Source organism: Streptomyces capparidis (assembly GCF_054782095.1).
The window spans coordinates 81,457-103,765 of record NZ_BAAGTD010000030.1 but is presented as its reverse complement, the minus strand read 5'-3'; the positions used below and the strand labels follow the sequence as shown (position 1 = coordinate 103,765).

Below are 22,309 nucleotides of genomic sequence, written 5' to 3'. Positions count from 1 at the left end.
GAACCCGGAAGCTAAGCTCTACTGCGCCGATGGTACTGCGGAGGGGACTTCGTGGGAGAGTAGGACACCGCCGGACTCACTTTGGGAGCCCCTGGTTCCAGCGCTTGCGCCGGAACCAGGGGCTCTTTGTTGTGTTTTGGCCTGCGTACGCGCTTCCCCGCGCGTGCGAGAGAATGGCTGTAGTACCCGAAGACAGGAGTCACGTCCATGCCTAACCCATCCGAGCAGCGAGGGGGGCGCCCTGATCGCCCCGAGCGGCGTCCGGGCGGTGGCCGTCCCCATGGAGTGCGCGGGGGCGATGGTCGGCGTGACTTCCGTCGTGACGACCGCGACCGGGACAGCCGCGATCGGGACAGCCGAGACCGCGACAACCGGGATCGTGACAACCGGGACCGCGGTGACAACCGGGAGCGGAGCTGGGCCCCGCGTCGGGACGACCGCGACCGGGACAGGGACAGGGGCCGTGAGCGCCCCTGGGACCGGGACCGGGACCGGGAGCGCGGCCGGGACGGCGATCGCAATCGGCCCTGGGAGAACCGGGACCGGGGGAGCTTTCCCCGTCGTGACGACCGCGACCGCGACCGGGACCGCGACCGGGACCGTGGTGGGCGCGGTGGATACGGCGCTCCGCGCAGGGACGACCGGGCGCGCGACACCCGCGACCGGGACCCTCGTGACGCCCGCGACCGCGACAGCCGCGACCGCGACAGCCGGGACCGTGATCGGGACAACCGGGCCCCGGGCGGGTTCCGCAGGGAGCGGGACGGCGGGCGTGAGCGTCCGTGGGAGCGCGACCGGGATCGGGACCGCGGGGACCGGGAGCGGCGTGGTGGCTACGACGGGCCGCGCCGGGACTTCCGGGACCGGGACGGCAATCGGGACGTCAGCCGCGACCGTGACCGTGACCGCGGAGACCGTGATCGTGGAGACCGCGACCGTGGGGACCGTGAGCGCGGTGGGTTCCGGCGGGAGCGGGAGGGTTACCGCGGGCCCCGGCAGGACGAGCAGCGCGGCAGCGGGTTCCGGCGGGACCGCGACGGTGACCGTGACCGCGATCGGGACCGTGGGCCGCGGAGGGAGTTCCGCGATCGGGACGGCAACCGGGACCGGGACCGCGACGCCGGGCGGCGTGGCGGTGGGCGGCGGCCGCTGGTCGCGGGGCGCGGGCGGTTCGCGTCCGACGAGCGCGAGCACCGTCCGGAGCCGGTGCGCCGGCTGCCGATCCCGGAGGACGTCACCGGGCGTGAGATCGACGCCAGTGTGCTCCAGGAGCTGAGGAGCCTGCCGAAGACGCTCGCCGAGGACGTGGCCAAGAACCTGGTGATGGTGGCGCGGCTGCTGGACGACGAGCCGGAGCAGGCGTACGCGTACTCGCGGGTGGCGCTGCGGCTCGCGGCGCGGGTGGCCGCGGTGCGGGAGGCCGCGGGGTTCGCCTCGTACGTCACCGAGCGGTACTCCGAGGCGCTGACCGAGTTCCGGGCGGCGCGGCGGATGAGCGGCTCGAACGACCTGTGGCCGGTGATGGCCGACTGCGAGCGCGGGCTCGGCCGCCCCGAGCGGGCGCTGGCCATGGCCGGGGCGCCCGAGGTGCGGCAGCTCGACCGGGCCGGGCAGGTCGAGATGCGGCTGGTCGCGGCCGGGGCGCGCCGGGACATGGGGCAGCCCGACGCCGCGGTGGTGACCCTCCAGGGGCCGGAGCTGGCGTCGTCCGCGTCGCAGCCCTGGGCGGCCCGGCTGCGTTACGCGTACGCGGACGCCCTGCTCGAGGTCGGCCGGGAGGACGAGGCGCGCGAGTGGTTCGCCAAGGCGATCGAGGCCGACCAGGACGGGGCGACCGACGCCTCCGACCGGCTCGCCGAGCTGGAGGGGCTGAACTTCGTGGACGCGCTCGACCCGGAGGCCGAGGAGGCCCACGAGGGCGAGGAGCCTGAGGAGGCCGCCGAGGAGGCCGTCGGCGAGGTCGAGGAGACCGCGAAGGCGTCCGAGGAGGCCGCTGAGGAGGTCGCCGACGAGAGCGCCGACGAGGCTGCCGAGGTCGATGAGGCCGATGAGGGCGAGCAGGGCGCCGAGGACGGGCCGGAGGCCGGGAAGGCGGACGGGGCGGCGTTCCTCGCCAGCCCGTTCCTGGAGCCCGAGGCGGGCGAGGAGCCGGCGGACGACGACCGGCGGTAGGGCCTGACGGCACGCGGAAGGGGCGGCTCCCCGGGGAGCCGCCCCTTCGGTGTTTCCCGGCCTACTCCAGATCCAGGCTGCGCAGCACCAGCCCGGAGGCGGGCTTGGGGCCGAAGGAGGTGGACTTGCGGGGCATCATGACGCCGTCCCTGGCCAGGTCCAGCACGACGCTCTCCGGCACCGGGTGCATCAGCACGGCCGTGCCGCCGTGGCGTATCGCCTGGGCCTCGGCCGCCTCCGCGTCGTGGAGGTAGCCGATGTCGTCGGAGGAGTCCGGGATCTGCCACACGTGCCGCAGCAGCAGGTGGTGCAGGACCGTCGCGTCCAGGCGGCGCCACGGCTCGGGCTGGTCGCGGGGGACGTGCCGGGCCAGCAGCGAGGAGCCGGGGGACGTCAGCAGGTGGTGGGTGCCGTCGCCGGCGAGCAGGAACGCGTTGCCCGCGGCCGCGGCCTCGGCGAGGCGGGCCATGGCCCGGTGCAGGGGGCCGGGGACGCGGTGCACCCGGAAGGAGCCCGCGAGGGAGTCGAGGGCCCGCGCCACCGGGAGGTGGTGCAGCACGCGGTGGATGGCGCGGACCCGCAGCGGGTAGCGGGAGGTGTCCACCAGCAGGACGAGCCCGCGGTCCCACGGCGACGGGGACGGGTGCTCCCGGCGCAGCCGCAGATAGGTGGCCCAGCGGTGGTGGCCGTCGGCGATGAGCGCCTCGTGCCCGGACAGGCCGGAGGCGACGGCGGCGATCTCGCCGGGGTCGGCGATGGCCCACAGGCGGTGCGTGACGCCGTCCTCGGTGGTGAGGGTGAGCAGCGGGTCGCGCTCCGCGGCGCGGTCGACGGCGGCGGACGTCTCCTCGCGGCCCCGGTGGGCGAGCAGGATCGGCTCCAGGTTGGCGCAGGTGGCGCGCATCAGGGCTGCGCGGTCGGCGACCACGCCGGGCATGACGTCCTCGTGCGGCAGCACCGCGCTGTCCAGGGCGAGGGCGCCGATGACGCCGCGCTGCACCTCGTCGCCGTGGCGCTGCTCGTAGACGTACAGGGCGGGCTCGGGGTCGGGGGTGAGCACGCCCTTGGCCTGCCAGCGGCGCAGGGTGCGGGCGGCGAGCTCGTGCCGCTCCCTGGGGTCGGCGCTGGTGGGCAGGATGAGCCGGACGACGTTGTGCGGGTCGGAGGTCTGGAGGTGCCGTACCCCTTCGGGGCGGACGACCACGTCGTAGGGCGGTGACGTCACCGCCGCCAGGCCGCTGACCTTGTCCGGTGAGTAGCGCAGGCCCCGGAACGGCTCCAGGGCGAGTCCCGTGGTGTTTCGCGCTGGATCGTGAATGGTCGTCACCCTGCGATGCTACGTGTCCGGGCGAAGAGCGAGAATCGCCGGGAAAGGTTGGTCGTCGACGGAGGGTGTGGATCGGATGCGGACCAGGCCGGGGAGCAGCGCGGGGGCGCTGTGCGAGGAGTACGACACCGCGTTGCTCGACCTCGACGGGGTGGTCTACCGGGGGCCCGTGGCGATCGACCACGCCGCGGAGGCGCTCCGGGAGGCGCGGGCGCGGCGGATGCGGCTGGCCTACGTCACGAACAACGCCTCCCGCCCCCCGGAGGCGGTGGCCGGGAACCTGACCGGGCTCGGCGTGCCGGCCCGGGCCGAGGAGGTGATCACCTCGGCGCAGGCCGTGGCGCGGCTGGTCGCGGACGAGGTGGCGCCGGGCGCGCCGGTGCTCGCCGTGGGCGGCGAGGGGCTGGTGCGGGCGCTGGAGGAGCGGGGGCTGCGGCCGGTCGCCTCGGCGGACGACGAGCCGGTGGCGGTGGTGATGGGGTTCGACCCGTCGGTGGGCTGGGAGCGGCTCGCCGAGGCGTCGTTCGCGGTGGGCCGCGGGGTGCCGTTCTTCGCGTCGAACACGGACCTGACCATCCCGACGCCGCGGGGCATCGCGCCGGGCAACGGGGCGCTGGTGCAGGTGGTGCGCACCGCCACCGGTGTGGCGCCTCGGGTGGCGGGCAAGCCGCTGCCACCGATGCACCGGGAGACGATCCTGCGCACCGGCGCTGAGCGGCCGCTGGTGGTGGGGGACCGGCTCGACACCGACATCGAGGGCGCGCACGCGGGCGGGGTGGACAGCCTGCTGGTGCTGACCGGGGTGACCACGGCGGCGCAACTGCTCGCGGCGCCGCCCGAGCACCGGCCGACGTACGTGGCGGCGGACCTGCGGGGGCTGCTGGTGCCGCACCCGGCGGTGGAGGACGCGGGGGACGGGTTCCGCTGCGGCGGGTGGACGGCGTCGGCGCGGGACGGCGCGCTGGAGGTCGCGGGCGAGGGCGACGCCCTGGACGGGCTGCGGGCGCTGTGCGCGGCGGCCTGGTCGGCGGCGGAGAGGCCGGCGGCGGAGGGGGCGGAAGGGGAGGGGGAGCCGTTGGAGGCCGGCAAGGCGCTGGAGGCGCTCGGGCTGTAGCGGCGGCCGGGGGGCCGGAGCAGGGGCGATCGTCGGGCCCGCAGACGGGTTAGGTTAACCTACCCTAAGGTTCGGCTGATCGATTCTGCGTCGATCGGCCTCGTACGGCGTTCGTGAACAGTGAGCGGAGTGGCCTGGGGTGACCCCGAGCAAGATCGACACCGAAGGGCCGCCCCGGGGCACCGCCGGGGCACGCGCCGCGGGCCTGGCCGCGTCCGCCGTGCTGCTGCTGGTGATGTGCGCCCTCAGCATCGCGGTCGGCGCCCGGCAGATACCCCTCGGCGACGTGTGGCACGGCCTGTTCCAGTACACCGGCACCGACAACGACGTCGTCGTCAACGACGTGCGGCTGCCGCGCACCCTCATCGGGCTGCTGGTCGGCGCCTCCCTCGGCCTGGCCGGCGCGGTGATGCAGGCCCTGACCCGCAACCCGCTGGCCGACCCGGGCATCCTCGGCGTCAACGCGGGCGCCGCCGCCGCCGTCGTCACCGCCATGTCCTTCCTCGGCGTCACCTCGCCGGCCACGCACATGTGGTTCGCGTTCCTCGGCGCCGGGGCGGTGTCCGTGGTGGTGTACGTGGTCGGCGGCGGGCGCGGCGCCACCCCGGTGCGGCTCGCGCTGGCCGGGACGGCGGTCAGCGCCGCCCTTTACGCCTACGTGTACGCCGTCCAGTTGCTGGACGGCGCGGCGCTGGACCGGATGCGGTTCTGGATCGTCGGCTCCCTGGCGGGCGCGGACGCGGACGTGCTGCCGCGCGTCGCCCCGTTCCTCGGCGTCGGGATGCTGCTCGCCCTCACCCTGGGCCGGCCGCTGAACGCCGTCGCGCTCGGGGACGACGCCGCGCGGGCGCTGGGCGCGAACCTGGGCCGGGTCCGCGCGGTCAGCGTCGTCGTGATCACCCTGCTGTGCGGGGCGGCCACCGCGGCGTGCGGGCCGATCGTGTTCGTGGGGCTGCTCGTGCCGCACATGGTGCGCGCCATCACCGGTCCCGACGTGCGCTGGATCCTGCCGTACTCGGCGGTGCTCGCGCCCGTGCTGCTGCTCGGCGCCGACGTCGTCGGGCGGGTCGTGGCCCGGCCCTCGGAGATCCAGGTGGGCATCGTGACCGCGTTCATCGGCGGGGTGCTGTTCGTCCATCTCGCCCGCCGCAGGAAGGTGGTGCGGCTGTGAGCAGGTATCTGGTGCTGCGGGACCGCTCCGGGCGGTCGGTGCGGTTCGCCGCCCGGCCCGCGCTGGTCGGCCTGGCGCTCACACTGGTCGCGGCGGCCATGTCGGTGCTCGCCATCGGCACCGGAGACTACCCGATGAGCCCGGTGGACGTGGTGCGCACCCTGGCCGGCTCGGGCGACCCGGCGCAGGAGTTCATCGTCAACGACCTGCGGCTGCCCCGGGTGGTCACCGCGCTGCTGGCGGGCCTCGCGCTCGGCCTGGCCGGAGCGGTGTTCCAGAACATCACCCGCAACCCGCTCGGCAGCCCCGACGTGCTCGGCTTCAGCCAGGGCTCCACCGCGGGCGCCCTCGTCGTCATCGTGCTCGCCGGCGGCAGCGGGCTCGCCGAGGCCGGGGGCGCGCTCGCCGGCGGCCTGCTCACCGGCGTCCTCATCTACGGCCTGGCCTGGCGGGGCGGGGTGCACGGGCTGCGGCTCGTCCTGGTCGGCATCGGCTCGGCGGCCGTGCTCCAGGCCGTCAACAGCTACCTGATGACCAAGGCCGACCTGCTGGACGCCACCCGCGCCACCCTGTGGCTGACCGGCAGCCTGAGCGGGCGCGGCTGGGAGCAGGCGGTGCCGCTGCTGTGCGTGCTCGCCGTGCTCGTGCCGGTGGTGCTCGCGCTGGCCCGCCCGCTGACGATGCTGGAGATGGGCGACGACGCCGCCGGGGCGCTCGGGGTGCCCGCGGAGCGGGTGCGGCTGGCGCTGCTGGCCTCCTCCGTCACCCTGACCGCGGTGGCCACCGCCGCCGCGGGGCCGGTGATGTTCGTGGCGCTGTCCGCCCCGCAGCTCGCCCGCCGGCTCACCCGCACCCCCGGCCCCAACCTGCTGCCCGCCGCGCTGATGGGCGCCGCGCTGCTGGTCACCGCCGACTGGGCGGCGCAGCGCCTGTTTCCGTCCCAACTGCCGGTCGGGGTGGTGACCGGTGTGCTCGGCGGGGTCTACCTGATCTGGCTGCTCGTCACCGAACGCAAGGCGGGACGGCTGTGAGCGCCGTCGCCGCCGGGCACCCCGGCCCGCACCCGCCCCGAACCGTCCCGCCCGAGAAGGAACCCAAGCCCATGAGCCGCCTGCGCGCGTCGGAGCTCACCCTCGCCTACGACCAGCGGGTCATTGCGGAGGGCCTGGACGTGGCCATCCCCGACCGCTCCTTCACCGTCATCGTCGGTCCCAACGCCTGCGGCAAGTCCACGCTGCTGCGCGCCCTGGCCCGCATGCTCAAGCCCGCGCACGGCACCGTCACCCTGGACGGGCAGGCGATCGCGACCCTGCCCGCCAAGCAGGTGGCGCGCCGGCTGGGGCTGCTTGCGCAGAGCTCCGTCGCCCCCGACGGCATCACCGTCGGCGACCTGGTGGCGCGCGGCAGGTACCCGCACCAGGGACTGCTGCGGCAGTGGTCGCCCGAGGACGAGCGGGTGGTGCGCGAGTCCATGGAGGCCACCGGGGTGGCGCGGCTCGCCGACCGGTACGTGGACGAGCTGTCCGGCGGGCAGCGGCAGCGGGTGTGGATCGCGATGGTGCTGGCCCAGCAGACGCCGCTGCTGCTGCTGGACGAGCCGACGACCTTCCTGGACATCGCCCACCAGCTCGACGTGCTCAACCTGTGCGCCACGCTGCACGAGGAGCAGGGCAGGACCCTGGTCGCGGTGCTGCACGACCTCAACCAGGCCGCCCGCTACGCCACCCACCTGATCGCGATGCGCGACGGGCGGGTGGTGGCCGAGGGCCCGCCGGGGCGGATCGTGACGGCGGCGCTGGTGGAGCGGGTCTTCGACGTCAGGTGCCAGGTGATCGAGGACCCGGAGACGGGGACCCCGCTGGTGGTCCCGGCGGCCAGGAAGGGCACCGCGAAGGCGGCGGCGGACGCGGGGAGCGGCGGGCCAGGGAACTGAACCCCGCGGCCGGGGCGGCCGGGACGCACCCGCCGCCCCGCGGGGTCACAGCAGCGAGCGCAGCCGGATCAGATCGCGGAAGCCCGCCTCCAGGCGGACCCGGCCGGACGCCCACGCCTTGGCGAAGGACAGCTCGCCCGCGACCAGCGCCACCAGGTCGTCGCCGGTCATGGCCAGCCTGATCTGCGCCTTCTGCACCGGGCCCGTGGCCAGCGCCATGTCCTGGACCCGGCCGTCGGCGAGGCGGCCCACGAACGTCACGCCCAGATCGGTGATCGTGCAGCTCAGCGAGCGGTCCAGCGCGGCGGCTCCGCGTACCTCGCCGTCCGCGTGCGCGAGGTTCTCGGCGAACCGGTCCAGGGCGGTGCGGCACTCGTTGAGCGTGGCCATCGCTGCGGTCGTATCTCCTGTTCGGGGCCGGGGGACTCGATCGACGGTACCCCAGGCAGCGGGTCCGGGGCGCGGAAGAGGGTAGCGTCGTGACCATGAGCGACGACGCGTCCAAGGCGAGGAGTGAGGACTATGCGTGACGCGCTTCGGGCCTGTCTCCAGATCGCCGGCGGGCTGACCGAGGCCACCCGTCAGCGTGCGGTGGCGGCGGCCCGCGAGCTGCTTGACCAGACCGGGGTCGATCTCGACACGGTGCAGCGCACAGTGGCCGAGCGGGTGCCCACGGAGGTGCAGGCGCTCGCCGACGAGCTGGTCGCGGCGGGCAGGGCCAATCGCGACGCGGTGCTGGGCATCGTGCGCCAGGAGATCGACAGGACGGTGGAGCGGGTCGGGCGGCTCGCCGACGAGCTGGGCCGGGTCGGCGACCTCGTCGAGACGCTGGACCGCCGGGTGCGGAACCTGGAGGAGCAGGACGAGCGGCAGGAGCGGCGGGCGCCCGCCGGGCAGGCGGAGGCCGAGGCCGGGCCGCCCGCGGGGCGGAAGACCGCGGCGAAGCGCACGGCGGCCAGGACGGCCCGGTCCGCCGACGCCGAGCCCGCGCCCCGCAGGACGGCGGGGAGGGCCGCGGCGGACAGGCCCACCCCGCCGAGGACCGCCGCCGAGGAGGCGGCCGTCCACGGGACGGAGGACCGCGGCACCCCGGCGCGCGGGACGGCCGCGAAGAAGGCCGCGGCCGGGCGCCCCGCGGGGCGGAAGACCGCGGCCAAGCGGACGGCGCGCAGGACGGGCGCCGCGCAGGGCGCCGCCGAGGCGCTGGAGACGGGCGGTTCGGCGGCGGGTGGCGCTTCGGCGAGCGGCGCGGACGGGGAGAAGGCGGCCCCGAGGGCGACCGCCGGGAAGAAGACCGCCGCGGAGAAGACCGCCGCGGAGAAGACCGCCGCGGAGAAGACCGCAGCGGAGAAGACCGCAGCGAAGAAGACCGGCGTGAAGAGGACTGCCGGGAAGAAGACGGCGGTCGAGGAGACCGCCGCGGAGAAGAACACCGCGGAGAGCACCGCGGCCGAGAAGAGCCCGGCCAGGCGCACGGCGGCGAAGAGGACGGCCGCGAAGACCGCTGCCGCGAAGACCGCGACGGCGAAGACCGCGACGGCGAAGTCGGAGACCGCGAAGTCCGGGACGGCCCGGACCAATACGGCCCGGACCAAGGCGCCGGAGACCGGAGCGGCCGAGACCGGCCCCGCGGAGAAGCCCGCGGCCCGGGGGGCGGCGGCCGGGAAGCGGACGGCGAAGAAGACCGCCGGGACCGCCGCCGCGAAGCCCGCAACCGGCGAGGAGCCGGCCGAGGGCGGGCCCGCGGGGCGGAAGACGGCGGCGCGCAGGACGACGGGCCGGAAGACCGCCGCCAAGAGGACCCCCGCCAAGAAGACCGCCGCGGAGCGGACCGGCGCGGCGGCCCCGCAGGACGTTCCCGCCGACTCCGCGGCCGCGCAGCGGCCCCCGTCCGCCCAGCCGTCCCCCGCGCGCGGCGACGGCGCCCCGGAGGCGGACCGTGGCTGACGCAGCGGTGCCCGTGCCCGCCGCGGACGGCACCGGGGACCCGCAGGTGGACGCCGTGCTGGCGCAACTGGACGCGGTCGCCGGGCTGGGGACCGGCGACCACGTCGCGGTCTTCGAGGACGTGCACGAGGGCCTGCGCGGCGTCCTGACCGCGCTGGACTCCGGTGCCGAGCAGGGCGGGAGCTGACCCGTCCGTGGCACGACACCGACTTGACGCGGAGCTGGTGCGGCGCGGCCTCGCCCGCTCCAGGGAGCACGCCGGCCAGTTGATCGCCGCCGGCCGGGTCGCCGTGGCCGGGACCACGGCCACCAAGCCCGCCACCCAGGTGGAGAAGGGCGCCGCCGTGGTGGTGCGGGAGGACGAGTCCGACCCGGGCTACGTCTCCCGCGGCGGGCACAAACTCGCGGGCGCGCTCGCGGTCTTCGGGCCGCGCGGCCTGCGGGTGGAGGGGCGGCGCTGCCTCGACGCCGGCGCGTCCACCGGTGGGTTCACCGACGTGCTGCTGCGCGGCGGCGCCGGGCACGTCGTCGCCGTGGACGTGGGCTACGGGCAGCTCGCCTGGTCGTTGCAGAGCGACCCGCGGGTCACCGTGAAGGACCGCACCAACGTCCGCGAACTGACGCTCGATCACATCGGTGAGCCGGTGGACCTGGTCGTCGGCGACCTGTCGTTCATCCCGCTCGGCCTGGTGCTGCCCGCGCTGGTGCGCTGCGCCCGGCCGGACGCGGACTTCGCGCTGATGGTCAAGCCCCAGTTCGAGGTCGGCAGGGAGCGGCTCGGCAGCGGCGGCGTGGTGCGCAGCGCGGCGCTGCGCGCCGAGGCGGTGCGCACCGTGGCGGAACAGGCGTGGGGCCTGGGCCTGGGGACGCGCGGGGTCACCGCGAGTCCGCTGCCCGGGCCCGCGGGAAATGTCGAGTACTTTCTCTGGCTGTCCGCCGGGTACCCGCCAGTGGACCCGGCTGACGTGGACCGTGCTGTCGCGGAGGGGCCTTAAGTGAACGAGCACAGCGAGCGGACCGTTTTCCTGCTCACCCACACCGGGCGGCCCGCCGCCGTGCGCAGCGCCGAACGCGTGGTGCGGGGCCTGCTCGGAGCGGGCATAGGGGTGCGGCTGCTGGCCGACGAGGCGGCGGACCTGTCGCTGCCCGGCGGAGTGGCCGGCGTCGCCGCGGAACCGCACGCCGCCGACGGCTGCGAGCTCATCGTCGTCCTCGGCGGCGACGGGACGCTGCTGCGCGGCGCCGAGTTCGCGCACAGCTCGGGCGTGCCGATGCTGGGGGTGAACCTGGGCCGGGTCGGCTTCCTCGCCGAGGCCGAGCGGGACGACCTGGACAAGGTCGTGGACCGGGTGGTGACCCGCTCCTACGACGTAGAGGAGCGGATGACCATCGACGTGGTGGTCCGCACCGACGGCACCGTGTGCCACACCGACTGGGCGCTGAACGAGGCGTCGGTGGAGAAGGCGGCCAGGGAGCGGATGCTCGAGGTCGTCGTGGGCGTCGACGGGCGGCCGCTGTCCGGGTTCGGCTGCGACGGCGTGGTGTGCGCGACCCCGACCGGGTCCACCGCGTACGCCTTCTCCGCGGGCGGCCCCGTGGTGTGGCCGGAGGTGGAGGCCCTGCTGCTGGTGCCGAACAGCGCCCACGCGCTGTTCTCCAAGCCGCTGGTGACCTCCCCGAACTCGGTGCTCGCGGTGGAGGTGATGGAGAGCGGGCACCACGGGGTGCTGTGGTGCGACGGGCGGCGCACCATCGACCTGCCCGTCGGGGCCCGCGTCGAGGTGCGGCGCGGCGCCTCGCCGGTGCGGCTGGCGCGGCTGCACCGCCCGCCGTTCACCGACCGGCTGGTGGCGAAGTTCGCGCTGCCGGTCGCGGGCTGGCGCGGCACGCCGCACTGAACCGGTGACGCCGCGGGCGGTGCGTCGCGAAGCGTGCCCCGAACCTCGTAAGGTCGTGTCCGTGCTTCAGGAAATGCGCATACGGTCCCTGGGTGTCATCGACGACGCCGTGGTCGAGCTGTCCCCCGGGTTCACCGCGGTCACCGGTGAGACCGGGGCCGGCAAGACCATGGTGGTCACCAGCCTCGGGCTGCTGCTCGGCGGGCGCGCCGACCCGGCGCTGGTGCGGGTCGGCGCGAAGTCCGCGGTGGTCGAGGGGCGGATCGAGGTCGGCGAGGACTCGCCGCTCGCCGCCCGGGTGGCCGAGGCGGGCGGCGAGCTGGACGAGGGCGCGCTGCTGGTCAGCCGCACCGTCTCGGCCGAGGGCCGCTCCCGCGCCCACCTGGGTGGCCGCTCCGTGCCCACCCGGCTGCTCGCCGAGCTGGGCGAGGAGCTGGTCGCCGTGCACGGCCAGACCGACCAGCAGGGCCTGCTCCGCCCCGCGCGGCAGCGGCAGGCGCTGGACCGGTACGCCGGGGACGCGGTGGCCGAGCCGCTGGCCGCCTACTCCATGGCGTACCGGCGGCTGCGCGAGCTGAGCGCCGAGCTGGAGGAGCTGACCACCCGGGCGCGCGAGCGGGCCCAGGAGGCCGACCTGCTGCGGTTCGGCCTGGAGGAGATCGCCGCCGCCGAGCCGCGCCCCGGCGAGGACGCGGAGCTGGCGGCCGAGGCGGAGCGGCTCGGGCACGCCGAGGCGCTGGCGTCGGCGGCGACCACCGCGCACACGGCGCTGCTCGGCGACCCGGAGGCGCCCGAGGGCGTGGACGCGAACGCCTTGGTGGCCGGGGCCCGCCGGGCGCTGGAGGCGGTGCGCTCGCACGACCCGGCGCTGGCCTCGCTGGCCGACCGGCTCGGCGAGGTCGGCTATCTGCTGTCCGACGTCGCCGCCGACCTCGCGGGCTACGCCGGCGACCTGGACGCCGACCCGCTGCGGCTGGCCGCCGTCGAGGAGCGCAGGGCGCAGCTCGCGCACCTGACCCGCAAGTACGGCGACACCATCGACGCCGTGCTGGCCTGGGCCGAGCGGGGCGCGGCGCGGCTCGCCGAGCTGGAGGGCGACGACGACCGGATCGGCGGGCTCACCGCGGAGCGGGACGCGCTCCGCGCCGAGCTGGCCGGGCTCGCGGAGAAGGTCAGCGTCGAGCGGGCCGCGGCGGCGGAGCGGTTCGCCGAGGCGGTCACCGCGGAGCTGGCCGAGCTGGCGATGCCGCACGCCCGGGTGTCGGTGGCGATCCGGCAAGGCGAGGACCCGGAGGGCCTGGAGATCGGCGGCCGCACCCTGGCGTTCGGCCCGCACGGCGTGGACGAGGTCGAGCTCCAGCTCGCCCCGCACCCCGGCGCCCCGCCCCGGCCGATCGCCAAGGGCGCCTCCGGCGGTGAGCTGTCCCGGGTGATGCTCGCCGTGGAGGTGGTGTTCGCCGGCTCCGACCCGGTGCCCACCTACCTGTTCGACGAGGTGGACGCGGGCGTGGGCGGCAAGGCCGCCGTGGAGGTCGGCCGGCGCCTGGCCAGGCTCGCCAGGACCGCGCAGGTCGTGGTCGTCACCCATCTGCCGCAGGTGGCCGCGTTCGCGGACCGGCACCTGGTCGTGGTCAAGACCAACGACGGGTCGGTCACCCGGAGCGGTGTGCAGGTGATGGAGGGCGAGGACCGGGTCCGTGAGCTGTCGCGGATGCTGGCCGGTCTTGAGGACTCCGAGCTGGGCCGGGCCCACGCCGAGGAGCTGTTGCAGGCGGCGCGGACGCCCCGCTCCTGAGCGCCCTTCCCGCACCCCCGCACCCGGGTCCGCGCGCGGCGGCCCGGGTGCGGCCCGTGGGGCGGGGTTGGGCTACGGTGGGCTGTGTGACGGCCACGGTCCGTGGCGGTCCTGTCCGAGTGCCGCCGCGAGGAGACGGGGGAGCGAGTTGGGGGCGTGCCACACCGTCCGGTCCGGCTCCGCCGGGGGCGGCCGCGCGGCGGTGCCCACCGGCCCGTCCGCCGCGGCCCGGCAGGTCCACGCGCGCCAGGGGGGCCTGTGAGGAGCGCGCCGACACCTGCGGGAACGTCGGTGCCGCCTGGCATCCTTGGCTCAGCGAGGGACGATCCTGGAGCACGTTTGCGGGTGAACACCACCACGGGCGCGGGGCCCGGGACGATGCACGCCGTGCAGGTGCTGGACGACGGCACCGGCTGCGGCGCGGGCGCGCACGTCGGCTCCCTGGCGCGCGGCCTGGTGGCGCGGGGCGTGGAGGTCACGGTGTGCGGCCCGATGCGCACCGACGCCGCCTACGGGTTCACCAAGCAGGGCGCCCGCTTCCGCACCACCGAGATCGGCGGCTCGGCCGGCGCGCGCGACGAGGCGGCGGCCCTGGCCGTGCTGCGCTACGTGTCCGGCTCCGCCGGGGTGGTGCACGCGCACGGGGTGCGGGCCGGGGTGATGGCCTCGCTGGCGCTGCGGGGCCTGCGCCGCCGCCGGGTGCCGCTGGTGGTCAGCCTGCACAGCAGCGTCACCGCGGTCGAGCCGGGCAGGCGGCTGCTGGCGGTCGCCGAGCGGCGCGTGGTCTCCCGCGCCGACCTGGTGCTGGGCATCTCGTCCGACCTGGTGGCCAGGGCCAGGTCGCTCGGCGCGCGGGACGCCAGGCTGGCGCCGGTGGCCGCGCCCCGGCCGGAGGCGGACTTCGACCCGGGGCCCGCCCGGCGGGCGGTGCGGGCCGAGCTGGGGGCGGGGGAGCGGCCGCTGCTGCTGGCCGTCGGCCGCCTCGTCCCCCACAAGGGTTACCGGCTGCTGCTGGACGCGGCACGGGCCTGGCGGGAGCTGGAGCCGCGGCCGCTGCTGGTGATCGGCGGCGAGGGCCCGGAGCGGGCCGTGTTGCAGGATCGTATCGACGCCGAGGACCTGCCGGTGCGGCTGCTCGGCGCGCGGCCCGACGTGCCCCGCCTGCTCGCCGCGGCCGACCTGGTGGTGCTGCCCAGCCGGTGGGAGGGCCGGCCGCTGATGGCGCAGGAGGCGCTGCGGGCGGGCGTGCCGCTGGTGGCCACGGCCGTGGGCGGCGTCCCCGAGCTGGTCGGGGACGCCGCGGTCCTGGTCCCGCACGGCGAGGCGGGCGCGCTCGCCCGCGCCGTCGCCGGCCTCCTCGCCGACCCGTCCCGCCGCGCGGCGCTCGCCCAGGCGGGGCCCGCGCAGGCGGCCACCTGGCCGGAGGAGGACGACACGGTGGCGCAGATCCTGAGCGTGTACGACGAGCTGGCGCTCAGCCGCTGAGGGCTCCGCCCCGGGCCCCCGGTCGGGGGGGCGGCGGGCCCTGCGGTGGTCAGGGGGCTCGGCCCCCGGGCCCGCGCGGGGCCCGGGGGCGGAGGCCGCGGTCCGTCGCCGTGCCGGTGGGGTCGTGGCCGCCGTGCGGCCCCCTCAGCCCCCGTACGCCCCCGACGCCGTCAGGCGCAGGGCGGTGTCGATCAGGGGGACGTGGCTGAACGCCTGGGGGAAGTTGCCCACCTGGCGCTTGAGGCGGGGGTCCCACTCCTCCGCGAGGAGGCCGAGGTCGTTGCGCAGGGAGAGGAGCTTCTCGAACAGCTTGCGGGCCTCCTCCACCCGGCCGATCATCGCCAGGTCGTCCGCCAGCCAGAACGAGCAGGCCAGGAACGCGCCCTCGTCGCCGGGCAGGCCGTCCACGTTCTGGCCGTCCCTGGTGGTCGGGTAGCGCAGCACGAAGCCGTCCTCGGTGCTCAGCTCCCGCTGGATGGCCTCGATGGTGCCGATCACCCGCTTGTCGTCCGGCGGCAGGAAGCCCACCTGCGGGATCAGCAGCAGCGACGCGTCCAGCTCCCGGGAGCCGTAGTACTGGGTGAACGTGTTGCGCTCCGGGTCGTAGCCCTTCTCGCACACGTCCCGGTGGATCTCGTCGCGCAGCTCGCGCCAGCGGTCCACGGGGCCGTCCAGCGGCGTCTGCTCCAGCATCTTCACGGTGCGGTCCACCGCGACCCAGGCCATCACCTTGGAGTGCACGAAGTGGCGGCGCGGGCCGCGCACCTCCCAGATGCCCTCGTCCGGCTCGTACCAGTGGTTCTCCAGGTAGCTGATGAGCTTCATCTGGAGCAGGCTCGCGTAGTCGTTGCGGGCGAGCCCGGTCATGTTGCCCAGGTGCAGCGCCTCGGTGACCTCGCCGTACACGTCGAGCTGGAGCTGCTGCGCCGCCCCGTTGCCGACCCGCACCGGCGTGGAGCCCTCGTAGCCGGGCAGCCACGTCAACTCGGTCTCGCCCAGCTCCCTTTCCCCGGCGATCCCGTACATGATCTGGAGGTTCTCCGGGTCGCCCGCCACCGCGCGCAGCAGCCACTCCCGCCACGCGCCCGCCTCCTCGCGGTACCCGGTGCGCAGCAGCGACGACAGGGTGATGGCGGCGTCCCGCAGCCAGGTGAACCGGTAGTCCCAGTTCCGCACGCCGCCGATGTCCTCCGGCAGGGAGGTGGTGGGGGCGGCGACGATCCCGCCGGTCGGCGCGTAGGTCAGCGCCTTGAGGGTGATCAGCGAGCGCACCACCGCGTCCCGGTAGGGGCCGTGGTAGGTGCACTGGGCGGTCCACTCGTCCCAGAAGGACTCGGTGGCCGCCAGCGACTCCTCCGGCTCGGGCAGCGGCGGCGCCGGGCGGTGGGACAGCTCCCAGCTCAGGGTGAACGCCATCCGGTCGCCGGGGCCGACGGTGAAGTCGCTGTAGGTGGTCAGGTCCTTGCCGTAGGTGTCCGCCTCGGTGTCCAGCCACACCGAGTCGGGGCCCGCCACGGCCACGGTGCGCCCGTCGACCTTGTGCACCCACGGCACCACCCAGCCGTAGGAGAAGCGCATCCGCAGGCTGGAGCGCATGGGCACCCGGCCGCTGACGCCCTCCACGATCCGGATGAGCTGGGGCGCGCCGTCGCGCGGCGGCATGAAGTCGATGACCCGCACGGTGCCCCGCGGCGTGTCCCACTCGGACTCGAGCACCAGGGAGTCGCCGCGGTAGCGGCGGCGGGTGGCGGGCGGCGGCGTGCTGCCGCCCGGGTGGGCGGGGCCCATCCGCCAGAAGCCGTGCTCCTCGGTGCCGAGCAGCCCGGCGAACACGGCGTGCGAGTCGAACCGCGGCAGGCAGAGCCAGTCCACGGTCCCGTCCCTGCACACCAGTGCGGCGGTCTGCATGTCCCCGATGAGTGCGTAGTCCTCGATGCGCCCGGCCACGTGCATCTCCAGTCGAACTTTGGCCCCTCGAGGGCCCAGTGGTTGCGTGGTTTTTCGGCATGCTCGGCATCAAGCTATTGGTGGCCGGCCCCGAAGCGTCTGCTCGCGCTCGACGAGCCACTGCTCCGGTGCTCCGAAGTGCCCCGACCGTACCCGCCGCCGGTCGTGCGCGGTCGGATCGGTGCTAGGACGGCGAGGGTGAGCTTGGATTGCGCCGGTTCGCAGCGATGTCCGAGCAGAATACGACGCCCGCCGGGGATCCGGTGGACCGAATGGCGCGGCGGCGAACAACATCACACAGGACGCTGCGGAATCCCACCGTATGCCTTACAGACCGTATGCAGATGTGGTGTTTGCGTGGAGTTCACCAGGGGTCCGTCTCCCTCCGCACGCCCGGCGCCCACGCCCTCCACTCCGTCGGCGGCGTGCGCCCCTGGGCGCTGATACGCTGGTAGCCCGTGGACCGGTGGGACGCACCACTGCCCGCACCGACGGCGCCACCTCGCCCGACCGGCACTCCAGCACGAGTCACCGGCCGAGTGGGGCCCAGGCCGTTCCGCCCGAACAGCGACCACGGGAGCCCCCTGTTGGCAATGCCACCCAAGACCATGACGACCAAGCACCTCTTCGTCACCGGGGGTGTGGCGTCCTCGCTCGGCAAGGGTCTCACCGCGTCCTCGCTGGGCGCCCTGCTCAAGGCCCGGGGCCTGCGGGTGACGATGCAGAAGCTGGACCCCTACCTCAATGTCGATCCTGGCACGATGAACCCGTTCCAGCACGGCGAGGTGTTCGTCACCAACGACGGCGCCGAGACCGACCTGGACATCGGCCACTACGAGCGGTTCCTCGACGTCGATCTCGACGGCTCCGCCAACGTCACCACCGGGCAGGTGTACTCCACCGTGATCGCCAAGGAGCGGCGCGGCGAGTACCTGGGTGACACCGTGCAGGTCATCCCGCACATCACCAACGAGATCAAGTCCCGCATCCGCCGCATGGCCACCGACGACGTGGACGTGGTGATCACCGAGGTCGGCGGCACCGTCGGCGACATCGAGTCGCTGCCGTTCCTGGAGGCCGTCCGCCAGGTGCGGCACGAGGTCGGCCGGGACAACGTGTTCTTCCTGCACGTGTCCCTGCTGCCCTACATCGGCCCCTCCGGCGAGCTGAAGACCAAGCCCACCCAGCACTCGGTGGCCGCGCTGCGCAACATCGGCATCCAGCCCGACGCGATCGTGCTGCGCGCCGACCGGGACGTGCCGCAGTCCATCAAGCGCAAGATCTCCCTGATGTGCGACGTGGACGAGGACGCCGTCGTCGCCGCCATCGACGCCAAGTCGATCTACGACATCCCCAAGGTGCTGCACACCGAGGGCCTGGACGCCTATGTGGTGCGCCGCCTCGACATGCCGTTCCGGGACGTGGACTGGACCCGCTGGGACGACCTGCTGCGCCGGGTCCACCAGCCGGAGCACGAGGTGCGGGTCGCCCTCGTCGGCAAGTACATCGACCTGCCCGACGCCTACCTGTCGGTCACCGAGGCGCTGCGCGCGGGCGGCTTCGCCAACAACGCCAAGGTCCACATCAAGTGGGTCACCTCCGACGACTGCCGCACCCCGGCGGGCGCGGCCGAGCAGCTCGCCGACGTGGACGCGGTGTGCATCCCCGGCGGCTTCGGCGAGCGCGGCGTGGAGGGCAAGGTGCGGGCGATCACCCACGCCCGGGAGAACGGCATCCCGCTGCTCGGCCTGTGCCTGGGCCTCCAGTGCATCGTCATCGAGGCCGCCCGCACCCTCGCCGGGATCGCGGACGCCAACTCCACCGAGTTCGACCCGGCCACCGCCCACCCGGTGATCTCCACCATGGCCGAGCAGCTCGACATCGTCGCGGGCGAGGGCGACCTCGGCGGCACGATGCGGCTGGGCCTGTACCCGGCCAAGCTCGCCGAGGGCTCCCTGGTGCGCGAGGTGTACGGCGGCGAGGCGTACATCGACGAGCGGCACCGCCACCGCTACGAGGTGAACAACGCCTACCGGGCCGAGCTGGAGAAGAAGGCGGGCCTGGTGTTCTCCGGCACCTCGCCCGACGGCAAGCTGGTGGAGTTCGTCGAGTACCCGCGGGACGCGCACCCCTACCTGGTGGCCACCCAGGCCCACCCCGAGCTGCGCTCCCGGCCCACCCGGCCGCACCCGCTGTTCGCGGGCCTGATCGCCGCCGCGGTGCGCCGCAACCAGGAGCTCGCCGCCGCCGCGCCGGAGGACCCCGCCCCGCCCGTGGGCATCTGACACCGCCCGCGGGAACCCACGAGTACGACGGGAAGGACTGCACCAGCCCGATGGCCAGCGACCTGCGAGACGTCCCCGAGGAGTGGCCGGTCACCGGCACCGCCGTCCCGTTCACCGGCAACGTCACCGGTGTGCGCACCGACGAGGTGACCATGCCCGACGGCAGCACCGCCCGCCGGGACTACCAGACCCACCCCGGCTCCGTCGCGGTGCTCGCCCTGGACGACCGGCAGCGGGTGCTGCTGGTCCGGCAGTACCGGCACCCGGTGCGGCAGCGGCTGTGGGAGATCCCGGCCGGGCTGCTCGACGTGCCGGGGGAGCACCCGCTGCACGCCGCCCAGCGCGAGCTGTACGAGGAGGCGCACTGCAAGGCCGACGACTGGCGGGTGCTGATCGACCTGTACACCTCGCCGGGCGGCTGCGACGAGGCGGTGCGGATCTTCCTGGCCCGCGGGGTGTCCGACATCGAGGGCGAGCGCTTCGAGGTCGCCCACGAGGAGGCGGACATGGACGTGGCCCGCGCCCCGCTGGCCGACCTGGTCCGCGGGGTGCTCGCGGGGGAGCTGCACAACACCTGCCTGGCCGCCGGGGTGCTCGCCGCGCACGCGGCGCTCACCGGCGACGGCCTGGACGCGCTGCGCCCGGCCGACGCGCCCTGGCCGGCGCGGCCGTACTCGGCGTGACCGTACTCCGCGTGACCGCGCGCGGCCGCTCGGCCGGGTGAGGGGCGCCCGCCCGGAGGCGCCCGGCGGGCCAACCCGGTGACCTGCCCGGTGCCGGGCGGCGGGTTCCGGGTTCGCTGAACTACGCTCGGGCACGTCACATCCCGCCCGCGACCGCGGCGGGCCGCGTGCGTGGTGTTTCGGGAGTGTGCCCCGTGGCCGAACAGGCGTTGCAGTCGGGCGGGCCGGTGCCGGGCAGGCCGGCGCCCGCGCGGGAGCGGACCGCGCCCGAGGCCGTCGTGCCGCCGGCGCCCGCGCCCCCTGCGGAGGCCGGGCTCAGGCCGCCCGGCCGGGACGCGGCCCCGCCCCAGGAGCCGCCCGCCCGCGGCGGCGGCCCCGCCCGCGGCGAGCGGGAGCGCGCCGTCCGCACGGCCGCCCACCGCCTGCCGCCCGCCCCCGCCGTGTTCGTCGGCCGCCGCACCGAGCTGCGCGCCCTGCGCGGCGAGATCGGCCGCCCCGGCCTGGGCAGCCGCGACACCGAGCGCGGCCCCCGAGTGCTGCTGGTCGCGGGCCGCCCCGGCTCGGGGCGCACTGCGGTCGCCCTGCACCTGGCCCACCAGGTCGCCGACGCCTACCCCGGCGGCCGGTTCTTCGCCCGGCTCACCGGACCGGACCGCGAGCCGGTGCCGACGCGGACCACCGCGCGCGCCCTGCTGGACGCCATGCGGGTGCCCGTCCCGCCGGACGCCCCCACCGAGCGGCTCACCGCCGAGGTGCGGCGGGCCCTGGCCGGGCGCCGCGCGCTGCTGGTCCTGGACGACGCCGCCGACTCCGACCGACTGCTGCCGCTGCTGCCCGAGGGGCCCGGCTGCCTGGTCGTCGTCACCTGCGAGGGGCCGCTGACCGCGGTCGCCGACGCCCGCCCGTGCGTGCTGTCCGGCCTGGACACCGTCGCGGCCACCGGGGTGCTGGTGCACGCCGTCGGCTCCACCCGTGTCGCCTGCGACCCGCGGGCCGCCGAGACGCTGGTGGCGGAGTGCGGCGGCCACCCGGCGGCGCTGCGCCTGACCGCGGGGGCGCTGGCCGCCAGGCCCCGGATGTCGGTGGCGGACGCGGTGGCCAGGCTGCGGGAGCTGGCCGCCGAGCAGACCGGGCCCCCGTCGCCGCTCGCCGCCGCGTTCCGCCTCGCCCACGAGGGGATGCCCCCCGCCGCCGCCAAGCTGCTGCGGCTGCTGGTGCTCGCCCCGGCCGGGGTGGTGGACGCGCACGTGGCCTCCGCCCTGGCGGGCTGCTCGGTGCCCGAGGCGTCGGCCGCGCTGCGGGAGCTGGCCGGGCAGGCGCTGCTGTCCAGGGAGCCGGCCGAGGGCGAGTACCGGGTGCCCGGCTGCCTGTACGGCATGCTGCGCGAGCTGCACGAGCGCGAGGACCGGCCCGCCGAGGTGGCGCTGGCCCGCGCCAGGATGCTGGAGCGCACCGTGCGCCGGGTCGGCGCCTGCCGCTTCGCGCTCTCCCCGCCCGTCCCCGGCCGGGAGCAGCCGCCGCGCGAGCTGCGCTTCGCCTCCCCGGCCGCCGCCGCCGACTGGCTGCGCCGCCGCCTGCCGTCGCTGCTGGCCGCCGCGGAGACCGCCGCGTCGGACGGCGACCTGGACACCCTCGCCCGGCGGCTGGTCGCCGCCCTGGTGCGGGTGCTCGCCCTGCCGGCCGGGGTGGCGGCGCGCGGCGGCGAGTCCGCGCCGCTGTACCGGCTGCACGGCCTGGTGCTCGCCATGGGCAGGCGCAGGAAGGACCCGCGCGAACAGGCCGCGGCACTGGTCAACCTCGCCGACCTGGACGTGGCCTGCCGCCGCCCCCGCGAGGCCCTGGAGCGCTACCGGGAGGCCCTGTCCGCGGCGCGCGCGGACGGCGACGAGGCCGCCGTCGCCCGGATCCTGGAGGCGGTCGGTGACACCCACCTGGGGACCGGCGACCTGCTGCGCGCCGCGGACTGGTACGGCAGGGCGCTCGGGGTGCGCCTCGGCCGGGGCGACACCGCCGACACCGCCCGGCTGCACGGGCGGCTCGGCGTCACCCACGGCCGGATGCGGCGGTGGGAGGCCGCGGCCCGGGAGTGGCGGGCGGCGGCCGCGCTGCACCGCAGGGAGGGCGACCTCCCCGCCCACGTTCGAGCGCTGACCGAGCTGGCGCGCGTATGGGAGATGGCGGGGTACCCGGAGGAGTGCCTGCGCACCTGCCGGGAGGCGCTGCGCCGCGCGAGGTACGGCCGGGAGGTCCGGCTGGAGGCGGCGGTGCTGCTGCGGCTCGCCGACACCCTGGAGCGGCTCGGGGACCCGGCGGGGGCCCGCCTCCAGCGCGCGGAGGCGGAGCGCCTGCTGGCCGGCGCCGCCGAGGGGCCGGGCGGGTCCGGTGGGAGTGCCGGGAGCGCCGGCGGGCACGCGAGCACCGCCGGGCCCGGCAGCACCGCCGGGCCCGGCAGCACCGCCGGGCCCGTGGGCACCGCCGGGCGGGACACGGGGGAGGGCGGTGGGCGGCTGACGCCTGCCCGCCCACCGGTCACCTAAGAAACTCCTGCTCGA

17 protein-coding genes and 1 rRNA gene are annotated in these 22,309 nt (G+C 75.9%); 15 read left to right on the top strand and 3 right to left on the bottom strand.

What is annotated here, in order from left to right:
* A 5S ribosomal RNA gene (gene rrf / locus ACYVO2_RS23620) occupies positions 1-76 on the top strand; the annotation flags it as partial.
* Positions 77-1,206: 1,130 nt separating this feature from the next.
* Positions 1,207-2,172 (top strand): tetratricopeptide repeat protein, encoded by a 966-nt coding sequence (locus ACYVO2_RS23615; RefSeq protein ID WP_461009947.1) that lies wholly within the window; start codon positions 1,207-1,209, stop codon positions 2,170-2,172.
* Positions 2,173-2,233: 61 nt separating this feature from the next.
* Here the strand turns inward: ACYVO2_RS23615 and ACYVO2_RS23610 are convergent, their stop codons facing one another.
* A complete protein-coding gene (locus ACYVO2_RS23610) occupies positions 2,234-3,499 on the bottom strand; it encodes a DUF1015 family protein (protein WP_461009946.1) in 1,266 nt (421 codons plus the stop codon).
* Between the two features lie 76 nt (positions 3,500-3,575).
* Here ACYVO2_RS23610 and ACYVO2_RS23605 point away from each other — a divergent pair, with 76 nt between their 5' ends.
* The 4 genes from ACYVO2_RS23605 (at position 3,576) to ACYVO2_RS23590 (ending at position 7,717) form a co-directional block, all read left to right on the top strand.
* Positions 3,576-4,613 carry an HAD-IIA family hydrolase gene (locus ACYVO2_RS23605; protein ID WP_461009945.1) on the top strand — a complete coding sequence of 346 codons (1,038 nt, stop codon included), beginning with the start codon at positions 3,576-3,578 and terminating at the stop codon, positions 4,611-4,613.
* A gap of 139 nt (positions 4,614-4,752) precedes the next feature.
* Entirely contained in the window at positions 4,753-5,784 is a 1,032-nt protein-coding gene (locus ACYVO2_RS23600; RefSeq protein WP_461009944.1) for a FecCD family ABC transporter permease, read from the top strand.
* A complete protein-coding gene (locus tag ACYVO2_RS23595; protein WP_461009943.1) occupies positions 5,781-6,815 on the top strand; it encodes a FecCD family ABC transporter permease in 1,035 nt (344 codons plus the stop codon). Before ACYVO2_RS23600 ends, ACYVO2_RS23595 begins: the two co-directional genes overlap by 4 nt.
* Before the next feature lie 71 nt (positions 6,816-6,886).
* Positions 6,887-7,717 (top strand): ABC transporter ATP-binding protein, encoded by an 831-nt coding sequence (locus tag ACYVO2_RS23590; protein ID WP_461009942.1) that lies wholly within the window; start codon positions 6,887-6,889, stop codon positions 7,715-7,717.
* A 45-nt stretch (positions 7,718-7,762) separates the two neighbouring features.
* Here ACYVO2_RS23590 and ACYVO2_RS23585 read toward each other — a convergent pair whose 3' ends face one another.
* Positions 7,763-8,107, bottom strand: coding sequence for a sterol-binding protein (locus ACYVO2_RS23585; protein ID WP_461009941.1), 345 nt, complete (start codon positions 8,105-8,107; stop codon positions 7,763-7,765).
* A 132-nt stretch (positions 8,108-8,239) separates the two neighbouring features.
* On the opposite strand from ACYVO2_RS23585, the gene ACYVO2_RS23580 reads away from it, so the two are divergent.
* From ACYVO2_RS23580 to ACYVO2_RS23555, 6 genes are all read left to right on the top strand, one after another.
* Complete coding sequence (locus ACYVO2_RS23580) at positions 8,240-9,664, top strand: histone H1-like repetitive region-containing protein (RefSeq protein WP_461009940.1); 1,425 nt, start codon at positions 8,240-8,242, stop codon at positions 9,662-9,664.
* Complete coding sequence (locus tag ACYVO2_RS23575) at positions 9,657-9,851, top strand: hypothetical protein (RefSeq protein WP_461009939.1); 195 nt, start codon at positions 9,657-9,659, stop codon at positions 9,849-9,851. The genes ACYVO2_RS23580 and ACYVO2_RS23575 overlap by 8 nt, the downstream gene beginning before the upstream one ends.
* A 7-nt stretch (positions 9,852-9,858) precedes the next feature.
* Positions 9,859-10,659 carry a TlyA family RNA methyltransferase gene (locus ACYVO2_RS23570; RefSeq protein WP_461009938.1) on the top strand — a complete coding sequence of 267 codons (801 nt, stop codon included), beginning with the start codon at positions 9,859-9,861 and terminating at the stop codon, positions 10,657-10,659.
* Complete coding sequence (locus tag ACYVO2_RS23565) at positions 10,660-11,562, top strand: NAD kinase (RefSeq protein WP_461009937.1); 903 nt, start codon at positions 10,660-10,662, stop codon at positions 11,560-11,562. It abuts the gene before it with no gap.
* Positions 11,563-11,635: 73 nt separating this feature from the next.
* Positions 11,636-13,357: a DNA repair protein RecN gene (recN, locus tag ACYVO2_RS23560; RefSeq protein ID WP_461009936.1), complete on the top strand. Its 1,722-nt coding sequence runs from the start codon at positions 11,636-11,638 to the stop codon at positions 13,355-13,357.
* A 345-nt stretch (positions 13,358-13,702) separates the two neighbouring features.
* Positions 13,703-14,842, top strand: coding sequence for a glycosyltransferase family 4 protein (locus ACYVO2_RS23555; protein ID WP_461009935.1), 1,140 nt, complete (start codon positions 13,703-13,705; stop codon positions 14,840-14,842).
* A gap of 144 nt (positions 14,843-14,986) precedes the next feature.
* On the opposite strand, the gene ACYVO2_RS23550 is transcribed toward ACYVO2_RS23555, so the two are convergent.
* Complete coding sequence (locus ACYVO2_RS23550) at positions 14,987-16,789, bottom strand: glycoside hydrolase family 15 protein (protein ID WP_461009934.1); 1,803 nt, start codon at positions 16,787-16,789, stop codon at positions 14,987-14,989.
* Positions 16,790-17,382: 593 nt separating this feature from the next.
* On the opposite strand from ACYVO2_RS23550, the gene ACYVO2_RS23545 reads away from it, so the two are divergent.
* The 3 genes from ACYVO2_RS23545 to ACYVO2_RS23535 all read left to right on the top strand — a co-directional run bounded on the left by ACYVO2_RS23545 (position 17,383) and on the right by ACYVO2_RS23535 (position 22,294).
* Entirely contained in the window at positions 17,383-19,074 is a 1,692-nt protein-coding gene (locus ACYVO2_RS23545) for a CTP synthase (RefSeq protein WP_461009933.1), read from the top strand.
* A gap of 50 nt (positions 19,075-19,124) precedes the next feature.
* The gene (locus ACYVO2_RS23540) at positions 19,125-19,757 is read left to right on the top strand and encodes an NUDIX domain-containing protein (protein ID WP_461009932.1); all 633 of its coding nucleotides are present in this window, start codon (positions 19,125-19,127) and stop codon (positions 19,755-19,757) included.
* 194 nt (positions 19,758-19,951) lie between these two features.
* Entirely contained in the window at positions 19,952-22,294 is a 2,343-nt protein-coding gene (locus tag ACYVO2_RS23535; protein ID WP_461009931.1) for a tetratricopeptide repeat protein, read from the top strand.
* Positions 22,295-22,309: the final 15 nt, after the last annotated feature.

What these genes read in the sequence shown, in the direction of transcription:
- recN (WP_461009936.1), top strand. Translation starts at nt 11,636, where the DNA reads ATGCGCATACGGTCCCTGGGTGTCATCGACGACGCCGTGGTCGAGCTG.
- ACYVO2_RS23590 (WP_461009942.1), top strand. Translation starts at nt 6,887, where the DNA reads ATGAGCCGCCTGCGCGCGTCGGAGCTCACCCTCGCCTACGACCAGCGG.
- ACYVO2_RS23605 (WP_461009945.1), top strand. Translation starts at nt 3,576, where the DNA reads ATGCGGACCAGGCCGGGGAGCAGCGCGGGGGCGCTGTGCGAGGAGTAC.
- ACYVO2_RS23540 (WP_461009932.1), top strand. Translation starts at nt 19,125, where the DNA reads ATGGCCAGCGACCTGCGAGACGTCCCCGAGGAGTGGCCGGTCACCGGC.
- ACYVO2_RS23545 (WP_461009933.1), top strand. Translation starts at nt 17,383, where the DNA reads ATGCCACCCAAGACCATGACGACCAAGCACCTCTTCGTCACCGGGGGT.
- ACYVO2_RS23585 (WP_461009941.1), bottom strand. Translation starts at nt 8,107, where the DNA reads ATGGCCACGCTCAACGAGTGCCGCACCGCCCTGGACCGGTTCGCCGAG.
- ACYVO2_RS23580 (WP_461009940.1), top strand. Translation starts at nt 8,240, where the DNA reads ATGCGTGACGCGCTTCGGGCCTGTCTCCAGATCGCCGGCGGGCTGACC.